Genomic DNA, 25,991 nt, shown 5'->3' on the forward strand with positions numbered 1-25,991 from the left:
AAAGAGGCCGCGTGCATCTGCACGCGGCCTCTTTTGTTTTTGAAGCGATCCCGTGACGCTCGCGATCAGTCCTCGAGGTCGCGCAGCGGATGCGTGTCGGGCGCCCACGGGCTGTCGAACATCGCCAGCACGTCCGCGCGGTCGACATCCGCAATCGACTTGAAGCGCCAGGCCGGCTGCTGGTCCTTGTCGACGATCAGCGCGCGCACGCCTTCGATTACGTCACCGCGCGCGAACGTCGAGCGCGTCAGGTCGAGGTCGCGCCGCAGGCAATCGGCCATCGTCGCGCCGCGCGCGCGCTCGACCACTTCCAGCGAGACCGCCATCGACAGCGGCGACAGCTGGCTGCGCATCGCGTGCGCGGCCTTCTCGACCCAGCCGTCCACCGCCGCGCAATCCTGCTCGGCGTCGAGCGACGCGAGCGTCGCGACGAGATCGGGCTGCGCGAAATGACGATCGATCCCGGCGCGCGCGTCCGCAAGCGCCGACGTGTCGGGCGTCGGCACGACCTTGTGCGCGGCGGCCGCCGCGGCCACGCATTCGACCGCCTGCGCACCGCTGTCGAAGCGTTCGCGACGCAACGTGTCGAGCAGCGCCGGCAGCGCCGCATCGGGCACGTAGACGTCGGCGAGCTGCGCGTACAGCGCCCCCGCCGCATCAAGCGTCGCGCCGGTCACCGCGAGATAGCGGCCGATCGCGCCGGGCGTGCGCGCGAGGAACCAGCTCATCCCGACGTCGGGGAACAGGCCGATGCGCGTTTCCGGCATCGCCATCTTCGTCGAATCGGTGACGACACGCAGCCCGCCCGTGTGCCGCGCCGCCTGCGAAATGCCCATGCCGCCGCCCATCACGACGCCGTGCATCAGCGCGATGTACGGCTTCGGATAGGTGAAGATCGCATGGTTCAGCGAGTATTCGTCGATGAAGAACGTGTCGACCGCGTCGCGGTCGCCGCGTCGCCACGCGTCGTGGAAGAAGCGCACGTCGCCGCCCGCGCAGAACGCGCGCGCGTGCGGGCTGTATACGACGACCGCGACGACCTCGGGATCGTCGCGCCAGGCGTCCAGCGCCGCGTGCAGCGTGCGGATCATCCCGACCGACAGCGCGTTGAGCGCCTTCGGCCGGTTCAGTTCGAGAAAGCCGATGCGGTTCGCCACATAGGCGCGCACGTCGGGCTGGTCGGAAGCGACGGGGATGGAATCGGTCATGAAAGCAATCCGGCTGGTCGCAGGCGCGATCAGTGCGCCTGCATCTTCGAGAACAGGTTCAGCACGACGACGCCCGCGACGATCAGCGACAGGCCGATCACCGCCGGCACGTCCGGCACCTGGCGATACAGCAGCATCGCGACGAGCGTGATCAGCACGATGCCGGCGCCCGACCATACCGCATAGATGATGCCGACGGGCATCGTCCTGAGCGTCAGCGACAGGCAGTAGAACGCGGTGGCGTAGCCCGCCACGACGAGCAGGGACGGCCAGAAGCGGGTGAAGCCGTCCGCCGCGCGCAGCGCGGACGTGCCGATCACCTCCGCGACGATCGCGATCGCGAGCCACGCATAACCGGGGAGCTGCATCGCTCAGCTCCTCGCCAGCGCGAGCGCCGCGTAGTCCTGCCCCAGTTCCGTGCAGAGCGCCTCGACGACCAGTTCGTGGTCCGCGCGCTGCGGCAGCCCCGACACGGTCACCGAGCCGATCACGCCGGCGCCGTCGACCGTCAGCGGAAACGCGCCGCCGTGCGGCGCGTACTCGGTCACCGGCAGCCCGTGCTTGTCCGCGAGCGTCGTGCCGGCCTGCTGCATGCGCAGGCCGATCGCGTACGAGCTGCGGCGGAAATGCGCGACGACGTTGCGCTTGCGGCGCACCCAGTCGGCGTTGTCGGGCGTCGCGCCGGCCAGCGCGGCAAAGAACAGCGTCTGGCCGAACGTGGTGATGTCGATCGCGACCGCATGGCCGCGCGACGCGGCGAGCGCATGCAGCCGGCTGCCGAGCGCCCACGCGCGGGCAGCATCGAAACGGGGAAAGACGAGCGCCTGTTCCTGCGCGCCGATCGACTGCAGATCGAGAGGAATATCCATGAATCCGTCTAAGCGAAAAGGCGGCGCAGCCATGACCGCTGCCATCGCGCGCGGCGCCGCTGCCGGGGTGTCGACACAAACCGCTCGATTCTAGCGCACGGCCCGCCGTACCTGCCCCGGAAGCCCCTATAAGCCGATTGTCAGAAAATGCTTGCGCAGCCGGAAACACTTCCTTATAATTTCATTTTTCGACGGACGCGGGGTGGAGCAGTCTGGCAGCTCGTCGGGCTCATAACCCGAAGGTCGTAGGTTCAAATCCTACCCCCGCAACCAAGCGTCCCGATTCATGCAGGAAGCCCGGCCCGAGCGCCGGGCTTTTTGTTTTCCGCGCGCGCTTTGCTTCACGCCCGCGCGCCGGCCTCCGGCCGACTCGACCGTTCGAGAATGGGCCGCCCCGGTGATACACTCGCATCACCTCGTCCCTTCCACACGACATGAAATTCTGCTCCGTCTGCGGTCACGAAGTCATCGCGCGCATTCCTCCGGGCGACAACCGCGAGCGCTTCGTCTGCGATCAATGCGGCACGATCCACTACCAGAATCCGCGCAACGTCGTCGGCACGGTCCCCGTGTGGGGTGAGCAGGTGCTGCTGTGCCGCCGCGCGATCGAGCCGCGCTACGGCTTCTGGACGCTGCCGGCGGGCTTCATGGAAATGGGCGAGACGACCGCCGAGGCCGCTGCGCGCGAAACGCTGGAGGAAGCCGGCGCGCGCGTCGAAGTGCAGAATCTCTTTACGCTGCTCAACGTGCCGCACGTGCACCAGGTGCACCTTTTCTATCTGGCGCGTCTCGTCGATCCGGCGTTCGAGGCCGGCGAGGAAAGCCTCGAGGTGAAGCTGTTCGACGAGGCCGACATTCCGTGGGACGAAATCGCGTTCCCGACCGTCAGCCAGACCCTGCGATTCTTCTTTGCCGACCGTGCCGCCGGCGACTACGGCGTCCACACCGGCGACATCTTCCGCTCGCTGCGCAACGGCTGAGCGCCGCCCATGGTCCCCTGGCTCGGCCCAGACGATCCGTTTCCGCCCGTCGAACGGGCGCTCGGTCCGGCAACCGGCGCACCGGGGCTGCTCGCCGCCAGCGCCGACCTGCTGCCGTCGCGCCTCATCGACGCCTACCAGCGCGGCATCTTCCCGTGGTATTCGGACGGCCAGCCGGTGCTGTGGTGGAGCCCCGACCCGCGGATGATCCTCGTGCCGGCCGAGTTCAAGGTGTCGCCGTCGCTGAAGAAGACGCTGCGGCGCGTGCTGCGCGAGCCGGCATGGGAAGTGCGGGTCGATCACGATTTCGCCGGCGTGATGCGCGCCTGCGCGCAGGCGCCGCGCCGCGGCCAGCGCGGCACCTGGATCACCGCGGAGATCATCGACGCGTACACGGCACTCCATCGCACCGGCAACGCGCACAGCATCGAGACCTGGCATGACGGAAGGCGCGTCGGCGGGCTCTACGGCGTCGCGTTCGGGCGGATGTTCTTCGGCGAATCGATGTTCGCCGACGTCACCGACGCGTCGAAGATCGCGCTGGCCACGCTGGTCGCGCACCTTCGCGAGCACGGGCTGGAGATGATAGACTGCCAGCAGAATACGTCGCATCTAGCGTCGCTCGGCGGCCGCGAGATCGCACGCAAGGCCTTCGTCGCCCACGTGCGCCGCGCGGTGGCCGAACCGCCGATACCGTGGCAGTTCGACAAGCGCGTGCTCGCCACGCTGGCGGGCCGCGGCGAACCGGCGGCCCGTGCCGGAAACGAGCGCTAGCGCGGCACTCCCTCCTTGCCACGAGAGCCGCCCATGACTCACCCGACTGAGCTGCCGCTTTCACCGCTTTCGGCGCTGCAATTCTATGCAACGGCGCCCTACCCGTGCAGTTACCTGGACGGCCGCGTCGCGCGCTCGCAGGTCGCGACGCCGAGCCACCTGATCAATTCCGACATCTACACCGAGCTCGTCAAGGCCGGCTTCCGGCGATCGGGCGTCTTCACCTACCGGCCATACTGCGACGGCTGCCGCGCGTGCGTGCCGGTGCGCGTGCCGGTCGCGGCGTTCACGCCGAGCCGCACGCAGCGGCGGATGTGGAAGCGGCACCGCGCGCTGGTCGCGACGGTGTCGCCGCTGCATTACGACGAAGAGCATTACGCGCTGTACATGCGCTACCAGTCCGCGCGCCACGCGGGCGGCGGAATGGACCGCGACAGCCGCGACCAGTACGAGCAGTTCCTGCTGCAGAGCCGGATCAATTCGCGCCTCGTCGAATTCCGCGACCTCGATGCGCCGGGCGGCGCGCCCGGCCAGCTGCGCATGGTCAGCATGATCGACATCCTCGGCGACGGGCTCTCGTCCGTGTACACGTTCTTCGAGCCGGACGACCCGCATACCAGCTACGGCACCTACAACATCCTCTGGCAGATCGAGCAGGCGAAAAGCCTCGGCCTCCCTTACGTGTATCTCGGCTACTGGATCCGCGAAAGCCCGAAGATGGCGTACAAGGCGAATTTCCATCCGCTCGAAGGGCTGATCGACGGGCGCTGGAAGGTGCTCGATCCGGAACGGCTCGACCTGCCGCCCGTCGACGCGGCGCTCGCGCGCGCGCCGCTCCCCGGCGGGCATTCCGGCTCGATCTGACACGCGCCAGCCGAAGGCCGCCCCGGACGCCCAACTCCCGGTAAAATAGCGGGTTGTCATATTTTCGGCTGTCGCCCATTCCCGTGTTCAGTTCCCTCTATCCGCTGGCCCGCGCATCCCTGTTCAAGATGGATGCGGAAGATGCTCACCACCTCACGCTGCGCGCGCTCGGCGCGGCCGGCCGCACCGGCCTCGCCTGCGCGCTGTCGGCCCGCGTGCCCGACGCGCCGCGCACCGTGATGGGGCTCACGTTCCGCAACCCGGTCGGCCTCGCGGCCGGCCTCGACAAGGACGGCGCGGCGATCGACGGCCTCGCGGCGCTCGGCTTCGGCTTCATCGAGGTCGGCACGGTCACGCCGCGCCCGCAGCCCGGCAACCCGCGCCCGCGCATGTTCCGGCTGCCGCAGGCCGATGCGCTGATCAACCGGATGGGCTTCAACAACAGCGGCGTCGACCAGTTCGTGAAGAACGTCCAGGCGGCCCGCTACCGCGGCATCCTCGGGCTGAACATCGGCAAGAACGCCGACACGCCGATCGAGCGCGCCGCCGACGACTACCTGTACTGCCTCGAGCGCGTCTATCCGTTCGCGAGCTACGTGACGATCAACATCTCGTCGCCGAACACGAAGAACCTGCGCCAGCTGCAGGGCGCGGGCGAGCTGGACGCCCTGCTCGCGGCGCTCAAGGACAAGCAGCAGCGCCTCGCCGATCTGCACGGCAAGCTCGTGCCCCTCGCGCTGAAAATCGCGCCGGACCTCGACGACGAGCAGGTCAAGGAAATCGCCGACACGCTGCTGCGCCACAAGATCGAGGCGGTGATCGCGACCAACACGACGCTGTCGCGCGCCGCGGTGCAGGGCCTGCCGCACGCGGACGAGGCCGGCGGCCTGTCCGGGCGGCCGGTGTTCGAGGCGTCGAACGAAGTGATTCGCAAGCTGCACGCCGAACTCGGCAGCGCGGTGCCGATCATCGGGGTCGGCGGCATCTTCTCCGGCGCGGACGCACAGGCGAAGCTCGCGGCCGGCGCGTCGCTCGTCCAGCTGTACACCGGCTTCATCTACCGCGGCCCGTCGCTCGTCGCCGAATGCGTGAAGGCAGTGGCCGGCGCTCGAGCGTCGTAATATAGGCATAAGCAAACCATATTTCACCATTGATAGCGTTATCGCTATCATCGATCCGAATCATTGACCCGGACCGGGTAAGGAAACACACGATGAAAATTGCGCTGCTGAAGAAACTGCTGGTCGCCGGCCTGATCGGCGCGTCGTTCACCGCCGCGACCGCGCACGCGGCCGACCTCCTCGACGAAGTGAAACAGCGCGGCACGCTGCGGGTCGGCCTCGAAGGCACGTTCCCGCCGTTCAACTCGAAGAGCCCGCAGGGCGAGCTGGTCGGTTTCGACGTCGACATCGCGAAGGCCGTCGCGGCCAAGCTCGGCGTGAAGCCGGAATTCGTCACGACCGAATGGAGCGGCATCATCGCAGGCCTGCAGGCGGGCAAGTTCGACGTGATCGCCAACCAGGTCGGCATTACCGACAAGCGCAAGGAAACGCTCGACTTCTCGCCGGCGTACACCTACTCGTCCGCGCAGCTGATCCAGCGCAAGGACGACACCCGCCAGTTCAAGTCGCTCGAGGACCTCAAGGGCAAGAAGCTGGGCGTCGCGCTCGGCACGAACTACATGGACATGGCGAAGTCGGTGCCGGGCATCGACGTGAAGACGTATCCGGGCGCGCCCGAGTACCTGCGCGATCTTGCGGCAGGCCGTCTCGACGCGGCGCTCAACGACCGCCTGATGCTCGCGTACCTGACGAAGAATTCGCAGCTGCCGCTGCGCCCGGGCGCGAACGTCGGCTCGGCGAACCCGTCGGGCATTCCGTTCAAGAAGGGCAACCCGAAGTTCCAGAAGGCGATCGGCGACGCGATGGCGCAGCTCGAAGCCGACGGCACCTTCACGAAGATCTCGGACAAGTGGTTCGGCATCGACGTGACGAAGCCGATCAAGTAAGCACCCAGGCAAGCTCGCCAGCATACCCGCCGGAAGGCGGGTCGAAAGGGCGGCATCCTCGACGATGCCGCCCTTTGTCTTTTCGCCCGGTTTATGATTGCGCTTTCGCGCATGCACCCGCCTAGGGCCTGTTCCCGCTAATAACGGGCTTGCGCTGGCCGCCAGAAGGGCCGAGCGCGAAGAATGGGACGCAGCGAATACTCAACAGCATGACGCGGCGATCGGCCCTTCTGGCGGCCAGCGCCTGGAATGAATTTTTTTAATCACGGGAACAGGCCCTAGCACTCCATGTCGACCACTTCCCTGCTCGTCCAATCGCTGCCGGTACTTGCCCAAGGGGCCGTGCTGACCGTCAAGTTCGCCGTCCTGTCGATGGTGTTCGGCCTGATGGGCGCCGTCGTGCTGGCGATGATGGGCATCCGGCAAAGCGACGGCATCACCGCCGGCTTCGAACGCGTGGTCGTGAACACGCTCGCGGCGCTCGCGCGCGCCTACGTCAGCGTGATGCGCGGCACGCCGCTGCTCGTGCAGATCTTCGTGATCTATTACGGGCTGCCGAGCCTCGGCATCTCGCTCGATCCGACGCCCGCGGGCGTCATCGCGCTGTCCGCCAACGTCGCCGCCTACATGTCCGAAAGCATGCGCGGCGCGATCAACGGCATCCACCGCGGCCAGTGGCTCGCCGCGTACAGCCTCGGGCTGTCGTGGGGCCAGACGCTGCGCTATGTGATCGGCCCGCAGGCGCTGCGCATCGCCGTGCCGAGCCTGTCGAACAGCCTGATCAGCCTGATCAAGGACACGTCGCTCGTGTCGGTGATCACCGTCACCGAGCTGCTGCGCAGCGCGCAGGAAGTGATCGCCGCGACCTATCAGCCGCTGCCGCTGTACCTGGCCGCCGCCGCCGTGTACTGGGTGCTGTGCCAGATCCTCGAATGGGTGCAGCGCTGGTACGAAAAGCGGCTGTCGCTGCCCGGCCGGCACTGAACGCCGCGCTGCGCTTCGCGGCCGGCGCGGCCAGCCTGCTCTCTCCCTACTCGCCCGAATATCGCACGCCGAGCGCGGCGCGCGCCCCATCGGTCATCGCGATCATCCGCCGCGAATGATCGTGCGTCATCACCGGGCTTTCGGTCTGCCCCCCGCGCAGCAGGTCGCAGAAATGCGCGGTCTCGTAGTTGAGGCCGCCGCCGTCGAACGGCGCATCGAGCTCGACCACCCGGCCGTCCGCATAGCAGACCGTCGCGCGCGCCGGATTCCACCATTTCTCGTGGATCGTCACGTGCCCGCCCGCCGCGGCCAGCAGCGCGTCGCCGCGCCCCATCACGTCGAGCCCGCAGAAGAGCTGCGCGATGCCGCCGTTCGCGTGGCGGCTGTTGAGGCTCGCGAACACGTCGACGCCCGTCGCGCCGACCCGCCCCAGCGTCTGCACGTCGAGTGGCGCGCCGAGCCAGTCGACCGCGAGAAACGTCTCGTAGATGCCGATGTCGAGCAGCGCGCCGCCCGCCTGCTCAAGGCGATAGACCGGATGGTCGCCGGGCACGCTCGATGACGCGCAGCCGGCCCTCACGAGCCGGATCTCGCCGATCGGGTCATCGCGCAGATGCGCGCGCAGTTTCCGGTACAGCGGGAAAAACGGCGGCTTCATCGCCTCCATGAACAGCCGGCCGGCGTCGCGCGCCGCACGCAGCACGGTCTCGAGCTGCGCCGCATTGAGCGTCGCGGGCTTTTCGCACAGCACGGCCTTGCCGGCCGCAAGCGACGCCAGCGCGTATTCGGCATGACTGTCATGGAGCGTCGCGATGTAGACGGCGTCGATATCGCTTGCCAGCAGTGCATCGAGGCTCGCGGCCGGCGTGCCGCCGCAGCTGTTGCAGAACGCGATGGCGGCGTCGGCGCGGCGCGCCCACACACCGCTGAGTACGGCGCCCGGTACGTGCGCGAGGCTCTGCGCGAAGCGGCGCGCGATGCTGCCTGCGCCGACGATGCCGAAGCGCACCGGGCGGTCGTTCAAGTCGTTCATCGGATCTTCCGTGGCGGTCGTATGACGGTGGCCGGCGCACTGCCGGCCGGCCGTCATGATACGCGCACCGGCTCGCCGATGAACGACCCGTGCAGCGTCACGCCCGCACCGGCACGTCGACGGAGAAGTCCCGGGAGATCTCGTCGGCGCTGAAGTCGATCAGTGCGAGCGACGCCGCCTCGGCCTCGCGCGGATCGCGGCGTTCGATCGCGTCGACCACGCGCGCGTGCGCCTTGAGCGCCACGTCGTGCGCGCCCTCCTTCTGCACGACCCGCGGATTCACGAGCCGCACCGCGCCGCGCACGATCGCCGCCATTTGCTGAAAGAACTGATTGCCGCTTGCGTGGACGATCCGCGTATGCAGCAGTTCGTCGGCCGCGTCGTAGCCGGGGTCGCCCGGCTGCAGCGCCTTGAATGCCTCGAACGCCTCGCGAATGCCGGCGACCTCGGCCGCGCTCGCGCGCACGGCCGCCTGCGCGGTCGCGCGCGGCTCGATCAGCATCCTGAATTCGATGACGTCGCGCATGAACTGCGGGTCGGGTTTCGCCCGAAACCGCCAGCTCACGACGTCCTCGTCGATCATGCGCCAGTCGCGCATGGGCCGCACGCGCGTACCGACTTTCGGACGGACGTCGAGCATGTCGCGCGCCAGCAACATCGACAATGCCTCACGCATGACCGTGCGGCTCACGTCGAATTCCTTCGACAGTACATCCTGCGGCGGCAAAATGCCGCCGTACTTGTCCTCGACGATGCCCGCGACAAGTCCATCCATCACTTTGGCGACCAGTGACCGGTCTTTGCCCTGCTCCATGACACCTCCCCGTGCGTCGATTTGCGAATACCTGCTCCGCAGTTCCGCCGGCCCTGGTTACGACTGTTCTTATGATCTGTAAGTTGATGAGTTTCGAGGCCGTTACGCTATCTGGTAAACACCTGACAGGGTTATCCCTCTTACTTTCGGGGGGGATTTATAAGGCATCCAAAAAAGCCCGGGAAGCGCTCTGCGCTTGCCGGGCCGCGATTTTAAACAAGATTTGAACAAGCAGTGCATTACGCACTGCTTTTCATTTCTTACAAACGTCGGGATAAACGATAGTCTCGACGCCGCTCTCCGTGCCGAGCAGGCACAGGTTCGCGCCGCGCGCCGCGAACAGGCCGACCGTCACGACGCCCGGCCATGCGTTGACCTCCGCTTCGAAGCCGCGCGGATCGGCGATCTGCAGGCCCTTCACGTCGATGATCTCGTTGCCGTTGTCGGTGATGTACGGCGCGCCGTCCTTCGTCACGCGCAGCACCGGCACGCCGCCGGCCGCCGTCACGCGCCGGCCGATCGCGGTGCGCGCCATCGGCACCACTTCGATCGGCAGCGGGAATGCGCCGAGCACCGGCACGCGCTTGCTCGCGTCGGCGATGCACACGAACGTATCAGCCACCGACGCGACGATCTTCTCGCGCGTCAGCGCGCCGCCGCCGCCCTTGATCATCGCGCCGCTCGCGTCGATTTCGTCCGCGCCGTCGACGTATACCTGCAGCGATTCGACGTCGTTCAGGTCGAACACCGTGATGCCGTGCGCCTTCAGGCGCTCGGTCGTCGCGACCGAGCTGGACACCGCGCCGCGATAGCGCGACTTGACGGCGGCCAGCGCATCGATGAAGCAGTTGGCGGTCGAGCCGGTGCCGACGCCGATCACCGCGCCTTCCGGCACGTTCTGGATCACGTAATCGGCCGCGGCCTGGCCGACGAGGCGTTTGAGTTCGTCTTGAGTCATGGGATGGAAATGCTGCTGGATTGCGGAAAACCGCCAGTTTACCGGACTCGGACCACGGCCCACGCTTTTTCGGCGCGGGAGGTGCCGGCGATCAAGGTGCGCCGGGCGCCGTCGCGTCGCCGCCAGCCGGCGTGCCGGGGAAGTACTTGTCGAGCAGCGCCTGCGCGATCGCGTCGCTCTCCGCGTCCGGGTCGCCCGCGTAGCCGGACGGCCGGAAATGCATCTGGAACGCGGCGAACACGCGGCGCGTACGCTCGTCGAGCACGCCGTCCGTCGGCACGTCGTAGCCGTAGCGCGCCAGCTTGAGCTGCAGCCCGCGCACGTCGACCGCCGCATGCGGATCGCGGCCGGCCAGACGCGCGACGACCGTCGCGTCGTCCGGCCATGCGCCGACGCCGGCCTGCGCGAGCGCGCGCCACGGGAACGCCGGCCCCGGGTCGATCTTGCGTTGCGGCGCGATGTCGCTGTGCCCGACGACGCGCGTCGGCGGAATCGCGTAGCGCGCGACGATGTCTTGCGACAGGCGGATCAGCGCATCGACCTGCGCCGGCGGATACGGCTGCCAGGTGCGGCCCTGCGGCGTGTCGGCCGGGCCGCCGTTGACGTTCTCGATGCCGATCGACGCCGCATTCAGCTCCGTCGTGCCCTGCCAGGCGCTGACGCCCGCGTGCCACGCACGCTGCGCTTCCGGAACGAGCTGATAGACGACCGGCTTGCCCCATTCGATGCGCGGCTGCGCCGGCACGACGTAGTGCGCGCTGACCGCGTCGCCCGTCAGCGTGCGCAGCGATTGCGCTTCGTCGCTCTCGGTGTAGTGCATCACGAGAAAACGGATGCGCGCATCGGCGCCGCGCGCGTGCAGGCTCGTGTCCGCGTAGTAGCTGCCGCGCTCGACCAACGAAGGCGACGCGCAGCCGGCCAGCACGCCGGCAATCGCGCACGACGCGCCGATGCGCAACAGGAACCTGGTTCGCAGTGCGTCGAGCACGCGCCGCGCGCGATCGCAGCACGCGTGGTTCGGGTCAAGCGGCTTGCCCATACGCAACGCCGGGCGCGTCAGCCCTTCACGCGCCGCTGCCTTACCGCTTCATACAAGCACACGCCGCTCGCGACCGACACGTTCAGGCTTTCGACGCTGCCGGCCATCGGAATGCTCATCACTTCGTCGCAGGTATCACGCGTGAGCCGGCGCATGCCCTCGCCTTCCGCGCCCATCACGAGCGCGACCGGGCCGTCGAGTTTCGTATCGTAGAGCGTTGCCGACGCTTCGTCCGACGTGCCGATGATCCACACGCCGGCCTCCTTCAGCTCGCGCAGCGCGCGCGCGAGGTTCGTCACCGTGATGTACGGCACCGTGTCGGCCGCGCCGCTCGCGACCTTCGCCGCCGTCGCGTTCAGGCCGACCGCGCGGTCGCGCGGCGCGATCACCGCATGCGCGCCGGCCGCATCGGCCACGCGCAGGCACGCGCCGAGGTTGTGCGGATCGGTGACGCCGTCGAGCACGAGCAGCAGCGCCGGGCCCTGGATGCCGTCGAGCAGCTCGGACAGGTTCTGCGCAAGCGGAATGTCCTCGACGCGTGCGACGACGCCCTGATGGCGCTCGGTGTGCGCGAGCCCCCACAGGCGCGTCTCGTCGGCCGCGATCAGCCGCACGCCCGCTTCCTTCGCGGCGTGCAGGAAATCCTGCATGCGGCGGTCGCGGCGCGTCTGGTCGTACAGCACCTCCGCAACCGTCGACGCATCGTGCCGCAAGCGCGCGGTCACCGCATGAAAACCGTAAAGAACCTTCAGACGTGACATGACTGGAACAACCTTCGATCAAACGCGCGGCCGCGCGACGCGCACGGCCGCAATCCATGGAATAGGAAAGCGCCGCGTGGCCGGCCGGCGGCCGGTGCAACGCGGCGTCTGTCGATACGGCGAGGGCGGCGCCGGCGCCGCCCCGTACGCTCAATACTTCTTGCGCGGGTGCGCCTTCTTGGCGGGCGTCTTCGCCGCCGCACCGCCCTTCTTCTTCGCGGCGCGCGCGGCACGTGCCTCCTTCACCGCGGCAGTCGGCGCGCTCGCCGCCTGCTTGCGGCGCGGCGCGGCTTCGTCCGCGGCCGGCAGCATGCGCAAGCGCGGGCCGCCGCGATCGCTGCCGTTGGCATTGGCGTTGCCATTGCCGCCCGCAGCGGGCGCCTGCGGCGCCGGACGCGGCGCCTTCACCGGCGTGTCGCGCACCAGCCGGAAATCGATCTTGCGCGCGTCGAGGTCGACGCGGCTCACCTGCACACGCACCCGGTCCGACAGGCGATAGCGGATGCCGGTGCGCTCGCCGCGCAGCTCGTTCTTGATCTCGTCGTACTGGAAGTAGTCCGAGCCGAGCTCCGTCACGTGCACGAGGCCTTCGATGAACAGCGTGTCGAGCTGCACGAAGATGCCGAACGACGTGACGCCGTTCACCATCCCGCCGTATTCCTCGCCGAGCTTGTCGCGCATGAAGTAGCACTTGAGCCACGCCTCGACGTCGCGCGACGCCTCGTCCGCGCGCCGCTCGTTCGCCGAGCAGTGCAGCCCGAGCTCTTCCCAGATCGCGGTATTCGTCGTGCGCGAGCGATTGCGCGCCTCGTCGTCGGCCTGCTGCATCGCGCGGGCGCGCGGCGACAGCGCGGTGTTCAGCGCGACGCCGTCCGGCGCCTTCGGCACGTACTTCTTGCCGGACAGGATCGCGTAGATCGCGCGGTGCGTGAGCAGGTCCGGATAGCGGCGGATCGGGCTCGTGAAGTGCGCATAGGCTTCGTACGCGAGACCGAAGTGGCCGATGTTGTCCGGGCTGTAGACCGCCTGCTGCATCGAGCGCAGCAGCATCGGCTGCAGCATCTGCGCATCGGGCCGGTCGCGGATATGCGCCATCAGCGCCGCATAGTCGCTCGCGTGCGGCGTATCGCCGCCGCCGAGCGTCAGCCCCATCCCGCGCAGGAACGCGCGCAGGTTCTCGAGCTTCTCCGCGGTCGGCCCCGCGTGCACGCGGTACAGGCCCGGATGCTTGTTGCGCTTCAGGAAGTCGGCCGCGCACACGTTCGCGGCCAGCATGCATTCCTCGATCAGCCGGTGCGCGTCGTTGCGCTGGCGCGGCAGGATCTGCTCGATCTTGCCCTGCGTGTTGCAGACGATGTACGTCTCGGTCGTATCGAAGTCGATCGCGCCGCGCTTCTGCCGCGCGGCGAACAGCGCCTTGTAGACGCCGTACAGGTTCTGCAGGTGCGGCAGCAGCTCGGCGCGGCGCGCGGCCTCCGGCCCCTTCGTGTTCGCGAGCACCGCCGCGACTTCCGTGTACGTGAGGCGCGCGGCCGAATGGATCACGGCCGGGTAGAACTGGTAGGCCTTGATCTCGCCGCGCGCGGTGATCACGATGTCGCACGCGAGCACGCAGCGATCGACCTGCGGATTCAGCGAGCACAGCCCGTTCGACAGCTTCTCCGGCAGCATCGGGATCACGCGGCGCGGGAAATATACCGACGTGCTGCGCTCGACCGCGTCGCCGTCGAGCCCGCTGCCCGGCTGCACGTAATGCGACACGTCGGCGATCGCGACGATCAGACGGAAGCCGTCGCCGCGGCCGACCTTGACCGGCTCGCAGTAGACCGCATCGTCGAAGTCGCGCGCGTCCTCGCCGTCGATCGTGACGAGCGGCACGTCGCGCAGGTCGACGCGGAACCGCAGGTCGGCGGGCCGCACCTTGTCCGGCAGCGCGGCCGCGTCGTCGAGCGCGGGCTGGCTGAATTCGTGCGGCACGCCGTACTTGCGCACCGCGATCTCGATCTCCATGCCGGGATCGTCGATGTCGCCGAGCACCTCGACCACGCGGCCGAGCGGCTGCGAATGCCGGCTCGGGAAATCGGTCAGCTCGACGACGACGACCTGCCCGACCTTCGCCTTCTTCACGTTCTGCGTGATCAGGATGTCGTGGCCGATGCGCTTGTCTTCGGGCGCGACGATCAGCGCGCCGTTCTCGTTGAGCAGGCGGCCGATCACGCGCTTGTTCGCGCGGTCGGTGACCTCGACCACATGGCCTTCCGGCCGGCCGCGCCGGTCGTAGCCGACGATCCGCGCGAGCACGCGGTCGTTGTGCATCACCTTCTGCATCTCGCCGTTCGGCAAAAACAGGTCGTCCTGGCCGTCGTCGCGGATCACGAACCCGTAGCCGTCGCGATGGCCCTGCACGCGCCCGGCGACGAAGTTCGACGGATGGGTCAACTGGTAATGGCCGCGTTTGTCGAGCCGGATCTGGCCGTCGCGCTCCATCGCGGCGACGCGCCGGAAGAACCCTTCGCGCTCCTGGCGCTTGATCGACAGTGCCTCGGCGATGTCGTTCGCGGCGAGAGGCGCGTCGCTCGTACGCAGCACGCCGAGAATCTCTTCACGGCTCGGGATGGGGTACGGATATTTGCTCAAGGGCTTGTCGATGGTTGTTCTCGTTGCGATGGCTGTTGGTGCGCGGCATCAACATAGAAGTGTCCGTCAGACAGTTCTATAGTGACGGCGGCGAGTCATTCTATCACCCGCCCGTGTCGCGAAATGACCCGAATGCCGCATGCATGCGCCGCCGCGCGCCGTTCACGGTGCATTGCAAAAAAGTGTTGACATGAATAAATGGGGCGCTATAATTTCGCTTCTTTGCAGCAAGCAGCTACTGCAAACGTGCCCAGGTGGCGGAATTGGTAGACGCACTAGGTTCAGGTCCTAGCGGTGGCAACACCGTGGAGGTTCGAGTCCTCTCCTGGGCACCATTTGATTTCGAAAAGGTCGGCTTCTAGCCGGCCTTTTTTATTTTCCGCGCGCGGTTCGATGAGATCGCCAGGTGCACTCGTTCAGCGGCGTGATGCGCGGCAACCTCACCCTGCACCATCGTGAAATCGCATCCGGAAAATATTATCGTTCGCAGCCTCAAATTCTGTTGACAGATCTCCCAGACACGCTAGAATAACGGTCTTCGCATCGCAACAAGCGAAACGTGCCCAGGTGGCGGAATTGGTAGACGCACTAGGTTCAGGTCCTAGCGGTGGCAACACCGTGGAGGTTCGAGTCCTCTCCTGGGCACCATCTGTTTTCGAAAAGGTCGGCTTCTAGCCGGCCTTTTTCATTTTCCGCGCGCGATTCGATGGGCTCGCCAAGTGCACGGGCTGGGGGAAGCCACGCGCATGCGGCGCGATTCATCCAGCGGCGTGATGCGCGGCAACTTCACCCTGCACCGCCGTGAAATTTCATCCGAAAAATATTATCGTTCGCGACCTCAAATTCTGTTGACAGATCTCTCAGACACGCTAGAATAGCGGTCTTCGCATCGCAGCAAGCGAAACGTGCCCAGGTGGCGGAATTGGTAGACGCACTAGGTTCAGGTCCTAGCGGTGGCAACATCGTGGAGGTTCGAGTCCTCTCCTGGGCACCATCTGTTTCCAAAAAGGTCGGCTTCTAGCCGGCCTTTTTCATTTCTGCTCCCTGAACCACGATTCCCGATCGCGCCGACACGACGCGACCAGCCGCCCGGCATGCGTCGCATCCGCGCGGTAACGCGCCGGCAACCGCCCTCTCCCGCATGCCCCCACTCTCGTCACCAAGAAAAACCGGGATTTCCCTAGGCTGACACGCCGATCTCCTCGCGGTTAAATAAATCAACGTGATTTATTTAATGCGCCGGACACCGGCGCCATGGAAGGAGACGCCATGCGAAGCCCGCACATCGGCCAGGGCAGCAATTCAGCCAACGTGCGCCGTTACAACGAGCGCCTGCTGCTGAAGACGCTGCGTCGCGCAGGCAGCGCGTCGAAGGCCGATCTCGCGCGCCTCGCGAACATGACCGGCACGGCCGTCGGCAGCATCATCACGTCGCTCGTCGACGCGAAGCTGATCGAATTCACCGGCCGCCGCGTCGAAGGCCAGCGCGGCCAGCCCGCGTCGCTGATCCAGCTCGACCCGCGCGGCGCGTTCGGGATCGGCGTCCACCTCGACCGGATGCGCATCGAGACGGCGCTCGTCAACTTCGCCGGCGACGTGCTCGGCCGCGTCTCGCACGACACCCTGCTGCCGCCGCCCGCCGAGGTCCTCGAGATCGTCCGGCGCGACATCGACGCGATGCAGGCCCTCCTCCCCGCGCACGAGCGCGAGCGGCTGACGGGCATCGGCGTCGCGCAGCCGTACAACCTCGGCAGCTGGATGCGCGAGCTCGGCCTCGCGCCCGACACGTTCCGCCCGTGGGAAGACGTCGATTTCGCGAGCGAGCTCGGGCGCGCGCTGGCGCTGCCGGTGTTCGGCGAGAACGACGGCAACGCAGCCGCGATCGCCGAACTGTTCTACGGCTTCGGCCGCCAGCAGGACGATTTCATCTATCTGTTCATCGGGCCCGCGATCGGCGGCGGAATCGCAATCGACGGCGACTGCCTGCGCGGCGTCACCGGCAACGCGGGCGACATCGGCGTGATGCCGGTGCCGCCGAGCCGCCTGCCGTCGGCGCCGCCGCCGCGCGGCCCGTGGGACATCCTGCTCGCGCGCGCATCGCTGCACGCGCTGGTGCGCCACCTGCGCCACAGCGGCGAGCGCGTCGACAACCGCGCCGACCTCGAGGCGTGCATCGCGCGCGGCCTGCCCGCCGTCGACGAATGGATCGACGATTGCGTCGACGCGCTCGCGCCGGCGCTGCGCGCGGTGCTGTGCGTCATCGACGCACCGTTCGTCGTGCTCGACGCCGACACCGACGCCGGCCTGATCGACGCGGTGACGACCCGCCTGCGCGCCGCCCTCGCCGCGACCGCGCCGGAGGCGCGCGGCACGCCGACGCTGGTGCGCGGCACGTTCGGCGCGGACGCCGGCGCGATCGGCGCCGCGACGCTGCCGATGTTCTTCAACTTCTCCCCGCGGGCCGGCATCCTCAAGGGTGCAGGCGCGCAATCGCAGGAGGTCAACCATGTCGCGATCTGAGTCGCCCCGTCCGCTGCTCGAGATGCGCGGGATCAGCAAGACGTTCCCGGCCGTGCGCGCGCTCGACAACGTGAGCCTGACCGTCTATCCGGGCGAGATCCATTCGCTGATGGGCGAGAACGGCGCGGGCAAGTCGACGCTGATGAAGATCCTGTCGGGCGCGTACCAGGCCGACGCGGGCGGCGAGATCCTGATCGACGGCGCGCGGATCGACGTCGACGGGCCGCTCGCCGCGCGCGACGCGGGCGTCGCGGTGATCTACCAGGAGCTGTGCCTCGCGCCGAACCTGACGGTCGCGGAAAACATCTACGTCGGCCGCGAGCTGCGGCGCGGCAACCGCCGCTGGGGCACGATCGACCGCGCGGCGATGTCGCGCGGCTGCCGGGACGTGCTCACGCGGCTCGGCGCGACGTTCGGGCCGGACACGCTGGTCGGCACGCTGTCGATCGCCGAGCAGCAACTGGTCGAAATCGCGCGCGCCGTCCACACGCGCGCACGCATCCTCGTGATGGACGAGCCGACGACGCCGCTGTCGTCACGCGAGACCGAGCGCCTGTTCCGGCTGATCCGCCAGCTGCGCGAGGAAGGCCTCGCGATCATCTACATCAGCCACCGGATGGCGGAAATCTACGAGCTGTCCGACCGCGTGTCGGTGCTGCGCGACGGCGCCTACGTCGGCACGCTCGAGCGTGCGTCGCTGTCGGCCGAGCGGCTGGTCGGGATGATGGTCGGCCGCGACATCTCGGGCTTCTACAAGAAGGAACATGCGCCGTACGACCGCGGGCACCTGCTGCTGTCGGTGCGCGACGTCGCGGACGGCGGCCGCGTGCGCGGCTGCAGCCTCGACCTGCATGCGGGCGAAGTGCTCGGCATCGCGGGGCTCGTCGGCGCGGGCCGCACCGAGCTCGCGCGGCTGATCTTCGGCGCGGAGCCGCGCACGCGCGGCGACGTGACGATCGACGAGCGGACCTTCGGCGCGCACTCGCCGCGCGACGCGATCGACGCCGGCCTCGTCTACCTGACCGAAGACCGCAAGCGCCAGGGCCTGTTCCTCGACATGAGCGTGCGCGACAACATCAACATCTCGGTGTGCGGCCGCGACGCCCGGCTCGGCAAGCTCGATCTCGCACGCGGCGCCACGCGCGCGCGCGACGCGATCGCGTCGCTGTCGATCCGCGTGCCGCACGCGAACGTCAACGTCGGCGCGCTGTCGGGCGGCAACCAGCAGAAGGTGCTGCTGTCGCGCCTGCTCGAAACGAAGCCGCGCGTGCTGATCCTCGACGAGCCGACCCGCGGCGTCGACATCGGCGCGAAATCCGAGATCTACCGGATCATCAACGAGCTCGCCCGCGCGGGCGTCGGCGTAATCGTGATCTCGAGCGAGCTGCCGGAAATCATCGGCGTCGCCGATCGCGTGCTGGTGATGCGCGAAGGCGAGATCGCCGGCGAACTCGGCGGCTACACCGGCGCGCCGATCACGCAGGAAGCAATCATCGCGCTCGCCACCGGCTCGCAAACGGAACCGGCGATCGTGCACTGAGCGCACTGAGCGCCGCCGCTTATTTTCCACCTTACATTCAGGCTACCGAAATGATCAACCCGACCAAGCAGCGGAACCTCGCTTCCGCGCCGGCCCATCCGGTACAAGAGCGCGCGCCGCAGGTGCGGCTCGGCGAGCACCGCGCGCGCATGCAGGCGCTGATGCGCACCGCCGGCATGCTGCCGGTCCTGCTGCTCCTGTGCGTCGGCTTCGGCTTCCTGACCGACGGCTTCTTCACGCTGCAGAACCTGTCGATCGTCACGCAGCAGGCGTCGATCAACATCGTGCTCGCCGCCGGGATGACGTTCGTGATCCTGACGGGCGGCATCGACCTGTCGGTCGGCTCCGTGCTCGCCGCCGCGGCGGTCGCCGCGCTGCTCGCGTCGAACATCCCGAACTGGGGCTGGCTCGGCGTGCCGGCCGCGCTCGCGGTCGGCCTCGTGTTCGGCGCGGTCAACGGCGGGCTGATCGCGCTGCTGCGCCTGCCGCCGTTCATCGTCACGCTCGGCGCGCTGACCGCCGTGCGCGGCGTCGCGCGGCTGATCGGCAACGACACGACGATCTTCAATCCGCAACTGCCGTTCGCGTTCATCGGCAACGGCTCGATCCTCGGCGTGCCGTGGCTCGTCGTGATCGCCGGCGCGGTGATCGTCGCATCGTGGTTCATCCTGCGCCGCACCGTGCTCGGCATGCGGATCTACTCGGTCGGCGGCAACCCCGAAGCGGCGCGCCTGTCGGGCATCAACGTGCGCGCGATCCAGCTGTTCGTCTATGCGGCGTCGGGCCTGCTCGCCGGCCTCGGCGCGGTGATGTCGGCCGCGCGGCTCTATGCGGCCAACGGCCTGCAACTCGGCCAGTCGTACGAACTCGACGCGATCGCCGCGGTGATCCTCGGCGGCACCAGCTTCGTCGGCGGCGTCGGCTCGATCGTCGGCACGCTGATCGGCGCGCTGATCATCGCGGTGCTGACCAACGGGCTCGTGCTGCTCGGCGTGTCCGACATCTGGCAATACATCATCAAGGGGCTCGTGATCATCGGCGCGGTCGCGCTCGACCGCTACCGCCAGCGCGACTCGGCCCGCACCTGACGTTCCCTCTTTCATCCATCGGGGCGCAGGCAGGTCCTCCTGCGCCCGCCGCCTAACCGAACTAACGGACCTCTCGGAGACAACGACATGTTCAAGCCCCAAGCTGTCCTGACCGGCATCGCCTGCGCGCTCGCGTTCGCGACGGCCGCCGCGCACGCGGCCGACAAGCCGCTGAAGTCGATCGGCATCACGGTCGGCTCGCTCGGCAATCCGTACTTCGTCACGATCGCGAAAGGCGCCGAGGCGCGCGCGAAGCAGATCAACCCGGGCGCGAAGGTCACGGCCGTGTCGGCCGACTACGACCTGAACAAGCAATTCACGCAGATCGACAACTTCATCTCCGCGCACGTCGACATGATCCTGCTCAACGCGGCCGACCCGAAGGCGATCGAGCCCGCGGTGAAGAAGGCGCAGGCGGCCGGCATCACGGTGATCGCGGTCGACGTCGCGGCGGCCGGCGCGAACGCGACCGTGCAGACCAACAACGTGAAGGCCGGCGAGCTCGCGTGCGACTTCCTCGCGAAGAAGCTCAACGGCAAGGGCAACGTGATCATCGAGAACGGCCCGCAGGTGTCGGCGGTGGTCGACCGCGTGAACGGCTGCAAGGCCGTGCTCGCGAAGAATCCGGGCATCAAGCTGCTGTCCGCCGACCAGGACGGCAAGGGCTCGCGCGAAGGCGGGATGAACGCGATGCAGGGCTACCTGACGCGCTTTCCGAAGCTCGACGGCGTGTTCACGATCAACGATCCGCAGGCCGTCGGCAGCGATCTCGCCGCGAAGCAGCTGAACCGCACCGGCATCGTGATCACGTCGGTCGACGGCGCGCCCGACATCGAAACCGCGCTCAAGAGCAATACGCTCGTGCAGGCGTCGTCCAGCCAGGACCCGTGGGCGATGGCGCAGCAGGCCGTCAACGTCGGCTACGGGATCATGAACGGCCAGAAGCCCGCCAATCCGATGATCCTGATCGAGCCTGCGCTCATCACGCGCGACAACGTGAAGAGCTACAAGGGCTGGACCAGCCCGCGCTGATCGCGGCGTACGTGCTCGCGTGCGGTGTCGGACGGGGCGTGTGGGCTGAGGGCGGATGCGGGTGGTCGCGGGGCACGAGTCGCACTGGCCGCATTCATTGGCGGCCCCGCGCCGTGGATCGCACGAGCGGCACGGGTGGCACGAGCGGCGCTGGCGGCACGGATTGCATTAGCCGCCGCCCGTCACGCCGCATGCAGCGCGACCGCCCGCCGCGCTTCGCGTCGACGCCGCCGGCGCGAGCGTCCCGCTTGCCCGTTACATATCCCGCTCAACGCACCACCCGCCCCCATCACCCGCCACTCGCCCCGTCGCGACCGCGCGCCTGCAGCAATTGCAGGCTCTCGTCGACGCTCAGCTCGGACATCGCGTCGGCGCGCAGCGTATCGTCCGCCGCGCGATGCAGCGCGTGCAGCGCATGCAGCTTGAGGCGCACCATCGCGAAACGCTGGCCGCGCGCTGCGCATTCCGCGGCGAACGTGCGCAGCGACTCGATCGTCGTGCCGTCGACGTCGGGCGTCTCCTCGAGGCTCAACAGCACCGTGTGCGTGTCCGGCGCCGCCCTCATGAGCGCGCGCACGCGGTTCAGCATCCGGTCCGCGTTCGCGAAGAACAGCTGCGCCTCCGGCCGTGCGATCAGCACGCCGGGCACCGGCTTCGCGTCCTCGTGAATCGATACGTCGACGAAGTCGTGACTGTCGCGCAGCCGGCCGAGCACGCTCACGTTCGGCTCCGACAGCTTGCGCAGCGTCAGCAGCAGGCTCACGCCGACCGCGGCGAGCAGCCCGTGCAGCACGCCGAGCACCAGCACCGCGAGCAGCGCGGCGATCACGACGAGCCGGTCGCGATGCCAGGTCCAGTACGGCCGGAACACCGACGGATGCAGCGAATGGCTGACCGCGAAGATCACGATCGCCGCGAGTACCGGCTCGGGCGTGCGCGACAGCTGCGGCAGCAGCAGCCACACGATCAGCGCGATCACGCCGGCCGCCCACAGCCCGGCGAAGCGCGACTGCGCACCCGCCGCCTCGTTCGCGGAGGTCGCCGAATAGCCGGCGCCGACCGGCATCCCGTGCAGCAGCCCCGACACGAGATTCGCGCAGCCGAGCGCGACGAGGTCGCGGTTCGGCGACACGCTGTCGCCGTGCTTCAGCGCGAAATTGCGGATCGAGCCGTACGATTCCGCGTAGAGGATCAGCATCAGCGCGAACGCGAGTTCGGTGGTCTGCATCCACGCGTTGCGATCGAGGATCGGCAGGCCGAACGCGACGTGCTGGAAGTCGATGTGGCCGACGATCGCGATCCCGTCGCGCTGCCAGTCGACCACGTAGCCGGCCGAGATCGACAGCACGATCACGACCAGCGTCGCCGGCACGCGCGAGCGGCGCCCGAGCAGGAACAGCAGCGCGAGCGCGCCGCCGCCGAGCGCGACGCTCGCGAGATTCGCGTGCGCGGCGCCCACGATCAGGTCGAGCGCGACGCGCGGCGCGTCGCTGTGCGGCACCTTGATCGCGAGGATCTTCGGCAGCTGCTTGACGACGATCGTGAGCGCGAGCCCGAACGTGAAGCCGCGCAGCACGGGCCGCGCGACGAAATCCGACATGCCGCCGAGCCGCAACGCGCCCGCGAGGATGAACAGCACGCCCGTCATCGCGACGAGCGCGGCCGCGAGCGCGAGCTGCGCGGCGAGCCCCATGCTCGATTCCGCGAACACCGTCGCCGCGAGCACGGCGGCCGACGACGACGTCGACGACACGATCGCGAAGCGGCTGCTGCCCGTCAGCGCGTAGACGACGAGCCCCGACAGCAGCGCGATCAGGCCGGCCTGCGGCGGCAGGTTCGCGAGCCCCGCGTAGGCGACCGCCTCGGGAATCAGCAGGCCCGCGATCGACACGCCGGCCAGCGCGTCGCGGCCGATGCGCTGCGCGCGCGGCGGCGGCGCCGCGCCGAGCGCGGCGAAATGATCGGCGTGCTGCGGGCCGGCGTCGGGACGGACCGGCGGCGTGCGGGCGGTCGGCATCGCGCGGCGGTCAGGTTTTCGTGACGATGACGCCCGACCAGCCGGGCAGGTAGCGCGCGTCCTGCTCGTGCGCGCGCTTCAGCGCGGCGTCAAGCGCCTTGTCGAAGTTCTTGCGGATCTGGTCGGGCGTCACGTGCAGCCGCAGGTAGTCGGCCCACAGGAATTCGCTGAACGGCGTCGCGTCCTTCGCGTAGCCGCCCGCGGTGCGAAGCTCGCCCGCGAGGCTGCGATACGGATCGTCCTCGAGCCCCGTGAGCACCTTCGGCAGATCCGCGTAATCGCGGCGCGCGCCGTCCGCGCCGAACGGGTGCACCCACTGGTTGTGCTCCATCATCCGCCAGAAGATCGTCTCGTCGAGCCAAGACAGGTCCTTCAGCAGCATCGCCTTCACGGTCGTCTCGCCTTCCTCGATCAGCGCGAGGCCGAGATGATGGTGATCGGTGATGAAGTGCCGGCCTTCGGGGCCGACGACCGCGGGAAACCAGTGCGAATCGATCGCCGCCTTGCGTTCGCGCTTGCCGAGCGTCTTCCAGTGCTTGCGCTTCGCTTTCACCTCGCGATAGCCGACCGTCATCTGGGTCGGACGCAGCGCGTCGAGCTTGACGGGAATGAGATGAACATCGCGGCCGAGTGACATGATCGAGCCCTCTGTCGACAAATTCCGGCAACGATACTCCTGAACCTGCACGGCGTTAATACCGCGCATCCCTCGCCTGCCCGGGCTTGACGATCCCTGACGATCCTGCGCGCATACGCGCCCGCTACGTGCGCAGGTCGTCGCGCTCGAGCCGGTAGCGCATGTACGGGATGCCGTCCTGCACGACGCCGACGCGGCGCATGCCGAGCTTGCGCGCGACGTTCAGCGAGCCGGCGTTGTCCGCCGCGATGTCGGCGATCACGCGCGGCAGGCGCACCGCGTCGAACGCGTGGCGCACGAGGGCCGCCGCGGCTTCGCTCGCGATGCCGCGCCCCCACGCGTTGCGCACGAGCCGCCAGCCGATCTCCACGTCGCGCGCGCCGCCCACGTAGTCGGGGATCAGCAGCACCCAGCCGACGAACGCATCCGGCGCGGCCTTCTCGAAGATCGACCAGTAGCCGAGCCCCGGCGGATAGTCGCGCGTGATCCGGTGCTCGACGAAGCGGCGGTGCTCGACCGGGTCGTGCCACGGCCCGGTGATGTAGCGCGTGACCTCGGGATCGCGGTCCATCGCCAGGCACGCGTCGAGATCCGCGAGCACGCGCGGACGCAGCCACAGGCGGGCGGTTTCGAGTGCGGGCAGCGCAGCGGCGGGACGTGCGGTCATCGGGACTCCTGAGCCGGCGCAAGCGTGCGCCGTCGAGTTGCAAAAACACTACGGCGGCCGTTCCGACGCGTCGCGCGCAGGCATTGCGCAGCCGGAAACAGACCATTTCGTAGGGATTATTCCCGATTCGGCCGCGTCGCGCGACGCGGCGACCTACACTCGATGGACGCCCCCGCGCAGCGCGCCGGCCGGGCGGCGCAGGCACGCGAATCCGCACGGCGCACGCGAACCAGGAGACGTCCGCCATGAGCTGGACCCGCGAGCAACGCAACGTCACGATCGCCGCCTATCTTGGCTGGACGCTCGATGCATTCGATTTCTTCCTGATGGTCTTCGTGCTGAAGGACATCGCGGCCGAGTTCAATTTTCGACCATCCCGGCCGTTGCGTTCGCACTGACGCTGACGCTCGCGATGCGCCCGCTCGGCGCGCTGATCTTCGGCCGGCTCGCCGACCGCTACGGCCGCCGCCCGACGCTGATGATCAACATCGCGTGCTACTCGCTGCTCGAGCTCGCGTCCGGCTTCGCGCCGAGCCTGGCCGCGCTGCTCGTGATGCGCGCGCTGTTCGGCGTCGCGATGGGCGGCGAATGGGGCGTCGGTTCCGCGCTGACGATGGAGACCGTGCCGACCCATGCGCGCGGCGCGGTGTCGGGGCTGCTGCAGGCCGGCTACCCGAGCGGCTACCTGCTCGCGTCGGTCGTGTTCGGCATCCTCTACCAAACCATCGGCTGGCGCGGGATGTTCATGGTCGGTGTGCTGCCGGCGCTGCTCGTGCTGTACGTGCGCACGAGCGTGCCCGAATCGCCGGCCTGGAAGCAGATGGAGCAGCGCCCTCGCCCGCGTCTTTCGACCACGCTGCAGCAGAACTGGAAGCTCGCGATCTACGCGGTCGTGCTGATGACCGCGTTCAACTTCTTCTCGCACGGCACGCAGGACCTGTATCCGACCTTCCTGCGCGAGCAGCACCATTTCGATCCGCACACCGTGTCGTGGATCACGATCGTGCTGAACATCGGCGCGATCGTCGGCGGGCTGACCTTCGGCGCGGCCTCCGAGAAGTTCGGCCGGCGCCGCACGATTCTCGTCGCCGCGCTGATCGCGCTGCCGGTGCTGCCGCTGTGGGCCTACTCGAGCGGCCCGCTCGCGCTCGCCGCCGGCGCGTTCCTGATGCAGATCTCGGTCCAGGGCGCATGGGGCATCATTCCGGTCCACCTGAACGAGATTTCTCCCGACGAAATCCGCGCAACGTTCCCCGGCTTCGTGTACCAGCTCGGCAACCTGCTCGCGTCCGGCAACGCGACGATGCAGGCGTCGGTCGCGGTCTCGCACGGCAACAACTACAGCTTCGCGCTCGCGCTCGTGTGCGGCACCGTCGCGATCGTGATCGCAGTCCTGATCATGTTCAGCCCGGAACGACGGGGCGTCGACATGACGCAATCCGTCAATACGCGTAGCGCCGTCGGCTGAGCGGGCGGGATGACGCGACGCACCATGCCGCGCGGCCCGGCCTGCGGAGGCCGCGCGGCGATCTTGCCGCACCTGCACATCGATCTAGAGGTT

At 68.3% G+C, this 25,991-nt stretch carries 22 protein-coding genes, 4 tRNA genes and 1 pseudogene; 15 read left to right on the forward strand and 12 right to left on the reverse strand.

Annotation, left to right across the window (positions count from 1 at the left end; genetic code table 11):
• Window positions 1-65 precede the first annotated feature (65 nt).
• Genes WJ35_RS04345 through WJ35_RS04355 form a run of 3 tightly spaced genes read right to left on the reverse strand, consistent with a single transcriptional unit; the run spans window position 66 to window position 2,077 of the window.
• Window positions 66-1,208: an enoyl-CoA hydratase/isomerase family protein gene (locus WJ35_RS04345; RefSeq protein WP_069238803.1), complete on the reverse strand. Its 1,143-nt coding sequence runs from the start codon at window positions 1,206-1,208 to the stop codon at window positions 66-68.
• Window positions 1,209-1,237: 29 nt separating this feature from the next.
• Complete coding sequence (locus WJ35_RS04350) at window positions 1,238-1,576, reverse strand: DMT family transporter (protein ID WP_010092483.1); 339 nt, start codon at window positions 1,574-1,576, stop codon at window positions 1,238-1,240.
• 3 nt (window positions 1,577-1,579) lie between these two features.
• The gene (locus WJ35_RS04355; protein ID WP_060237339.1) at window positions 1,580-2,077 is read right to left on the reverse strand and encodes a heme-degrading domain-containing protein; all 498 of its coding nucleotides are present in this window, start codon (window positions 2,075-2,077) and stop codon (window positions 1,580-1,582) included.
• A 196-nt stretch (window positions 2,078-2,273) separates the two neighbouring features.
• Here WJ35_RS04355 and WJ35_RS04360 point away from each other — a divergent pair.
• The 7 genes from WJ35_RS04360 to WJ35_RS04390 all read left to right on the forward strand — a co-directional run bounded on the left by WJ35_RS04360 (window position 2,274) and on the right by WJ35_RS04390 (window position 7,687).
• Window positions 2,274-2,350, forward strand: a tRNA-Met gene (locus WJ35_RS04360).
• Window positions 2,351-2,511: 161 nt separating this feature from the next.
• Window positions 2,512-3,057 (forward strand): NUDIX hydrolase, encoded by a 546-nt coding sequence (locus WJ35_RS04365; protein ID WP_010092485.1) that lies wholly within the window; start codon window positions 2,512-2,514, stop codon window positions 3,055-3,057.
• Window positions 3,058-3,066: 9 nt separating this feature from the next.
• A complete protein-coding gene (aat, locus tag WJ35_RS04370) occupies window positions 3,067-3,831 on the forward strand; it encodes a leucyl/phenylalanyl-tRNA--protein transferase (protein WP_010092486.1) in 765 nt (254 codons plus the stop codon).
• Window positions 3,832-3,864: 33 nt separating this feature from the next.
• Entirely contained in the window at window positions 3,865-4,695 is an 831-nt protein-coding gene (locus WJ35_RS04375) for an arginyltransferase (protein ID WP_010092487.1), read from the forward strand.
• 83 nt (window positions 4,696-4,778) lie between these two features.
• Entirely contained in the window at window positions 4,779-5,816 is a 1,038-nt protein-coding gene (locus WJ35_RS04380; RefSeq protein WP_042583937.1) for a quinone-dependent dihydroorotate dehydrogenase, read from the forward strand.
• A 92-nt stretch (window positions 5,817-5,908) separates the two neighbouring features.
• Window positions 5,909-6,703, forward strand: coding sequence for a cystine ABC transporter substrate-binding protein (locus WJ35_RS04385; protein ID WP_010092489.1), 795 nt, complete (start codon window positions 5,909-5,911; stop codon window positions 6,701-6,703).
• A 288-nt stretch (window positions 6,704-6,991) separates the two neighbouring features.
• Window positions 6,992-7,687, forward strand: a complete 696-nt coding sequence (locus WJ35_RS04390; protein ID WP_069238804.1) for an amino acid ABC transporter permease — start codon at window positions 6,992-6,994, stop codon at window positions 7,685-7,687.
• A gap of 46 nt (window positions 7,688-7,733) precedes the next feature.
• On the opposite strand, the gene WJ35_RS04395 is transcribed toward WJ35_RS04390, so the two are convergent.
• The 6 genes from WJ35_RS04395 to rnr all read right to left on the reverse strand — a co-directional run bounded on the left by WJ35_RS04395 (window position 7,734) and on the right by rnr (window position 14,929).
• Window positions 7,734-8,720, reverse strand: coding sequence for a Gfo/Idh/MocA family protein (locus WJ35_RS04395; protein ID WP_069239400.1), 987 nt, complete (start codon window positions 8,718-8,720; stop codon window positions 7,734-7,736).
• A gap of 97 nt (window positions 8,721-8,817) precedes the next feature.
• Window positions 8,818-9,534 (reverse strand): FadR/GntR family transcriptional regulator, encoded by a 717-nt coding sequence (locus WJ35_RS04400; protein ID WP_010092492.1) that lies wholly within the window; start codon window positions 9,532-9,534, stop codon window positions 8,818-8,820.
• Between the two features lie 253 nt (window positions 9,535-9,787).
• On the reverse strand, window positions 9,788-10,492 hold the full coding sequence (gene rpiA / locus WJ35_RS04405) for a ribose-5-phosphate isomerase RpiA (RefSeq protein ID WP_010092493.1): 705 nt from the start codon (window positions 10,490-10,492) through the stop codon (window positions 9,788-9,790).
• Between the two features lie 91 nt (window positions 10,493-10,583).
• Window positions 10,584-11,531 carry an N-acetylmuramoyl-L-alanine amidase gene (locus tag WJ35_RS04410; protein ID WP_080484229.1) on the reverse strand — a complete coding sequence of 316 codons (948 nt, stop codon included), beginning with the start codon at window positions 11,529-11,531 and terminating at the stop codon, window positions 10,584-10,586.
• Between the two features lie 17 nt (window positions 11,532-11,548).
• Window positions 11,549-12,292 carry a 23S rRNA (guanosine(2251)-2'-O)-methyltransferase RlmB gene (rlmB, locus tag WJ35_RS04415; protein WP_069238805.1) on the reverse strand — a complete coding sequence of 248 codons (744 nt, stop codon included), beginning with the start codon at window positions 12,290-12,292 and terminating at the stop codon, window positions 11,549-11,551.
• Window positions 12,293-12,442: 150 nt separating this feature from the next.
• Window positions 12,443-14,929: a ribonuclease R gene (gene rnr / locus WJ35_RS04420; protein ID WP_069238806.1), complete on the reverse strand. Its 2,487-nt coding sequence runs from the start codon at window positions 14,927-14,929 to the stop codon at window positions 12,443-12,445.
• 248 nt (window positions 14,930-15,177) lie between these two features.
• Here rnr and WJ35_RS04425 point away from each other — a divergent pair.
• From WJ35_RS04425 to WJ35_RS04455, 7 genes are all read left to right on the forward strand, one after another.
• A tRNA-Leu gene (locus tag WJ35_RS04425) sits at window positions 15,178-15,264 on the forward strand.
• Between the two features lie 226 nt (window positions 15,265-15,490).
• Window positions 15,491-15,577: transfer RNA gene (locus WJ35_RS04430), tRNA-Leu, on the forward strand.
• Between the two features lie 259 nt (window positions 15,578-15,836).
• Window positions 15,837-15,923: transfer RNA gene (locus tag WJ35_RS04435), tRNA-Leu, on the forward strand.
• A gap of 275 nt (window positions 15,924-16,198) precedes the next feature.
• Window positions 16,199-17,449: an ROK family protein gene (locus WJ35_RS04440; protein ID WP_060237377.1), complete on the forward strand. Its 1,251-nt coding sequence runs from the start codon at window positions 16,199-16,201 to the stop codon at window positions 17,447-17,449.
• Window positions 17,436-18,989 carry a sugar ABC transporter ATP-binding protein gene (locus WJ35_RS04445; protein WP_060237380.1) on the forward strand — a complete coding sequence of 518 codons (1,554 nt, stop codon included), beginning with the start codon at window positions 17,436-17,438 and terminating at the stop codon, window positions 18,987-18,989. The genes WJ35_RS04440 and WJ35_RS04445 overlap by 14 nt, the downstream gene beginning before the upstream one ends.
• Window positions 18,990-19,039: 50 nt before the next feature.
• Window positions 19,040-20,077 carry an ABC transporter permease subunit gene (locus WJ35_RS04450; RefSeq protein WP_042583850.1) on the forward strand — a complete coding sequence of 346 codons (1,038 nt, stop codon included), beginning with the start codon at window positions 19,040-19,042 and terminating at the stop codon, window positions 20,075-20,077.
• A gap of 87 nt (window positions 20,078-20,164) precedes the next feature.
• Window positions 20,165-21,109 (forward strand): ABC transporter substrate-binding protein, encoded by a 945-nt coding sequence (locus WJ35_RS04455; RefSeq protein ID WP_069238807.1) that lies wholly within the window; start codon window positions 20,165-20,167, stop codon window positions 21,107-21,109.
• Window positions 21,110-21,398: 289 nt separating this feature from the next.
• Here WJ35_RS04455 and WJ35_RS04460 read toward each other — a convergent pair whose 3' ends face one another.
• From WJ35_RS04460 to WJ35_RS04470, 3 genes are all read right to left on the reverse strand, one after another.
• Entirely contained in the window at window positions 21,399-23,126 is a 1,728-nt protein-coding gene (locus WJ35_RS04460; protein ID WP_069238808.1) for a SulP family inorganic anion transporter, read from the reverse strand.
• Between the two features lie 10 nt (window positions 23,127-23,136).
• On the reverse strand, window positions 23,137-23,763 hold the full coding sequence (locus tag WJ35_RS04465; protein ID WP_010092499.1) for a ParB-like protein: 627 nt from the start codon (window positions 23,761-23,763) through the stop codon (window positions 23,137-23,139).
• Window positions 23,764-23,887: 124 nt separating this feature from the next.
• Window positions 23,888-24,430 (reverse strand): GNAT family N-acetyltransferase, encoded by a 543-nt coding sequence (locus tag WJ35_RS04470; protein ID WP_010092500.1) that lies wholly within the window; start codon window positions 24,428-24,430, stop codon window positions 23,888-23,890.
• A gap of 245 nt (window positions 24,431-24,675) precedes the next feature.
• Between WJ35_RS04470 and WJ35_RS04475 the strand changes: the two are divergent.
• Window positions 24,676-25,898 (forward strand): annotated as a pseudogene (locus WJ35_RS04475) (MFS transporter).
• Window positions 25,899-25,991 lie beyond the last annotated feature (93 nt).

It is taken from the genome of Burkholderia ubonensis, from assembly GCF_001718695.1.
Classification (GTDB): domain Bacteria; phylum Pseudomonadota; class Gammaproteobacteria; order Burkholderiales; family Burkholderiaceae; genus Burkholderia; species Burkholderia ubonensis_B.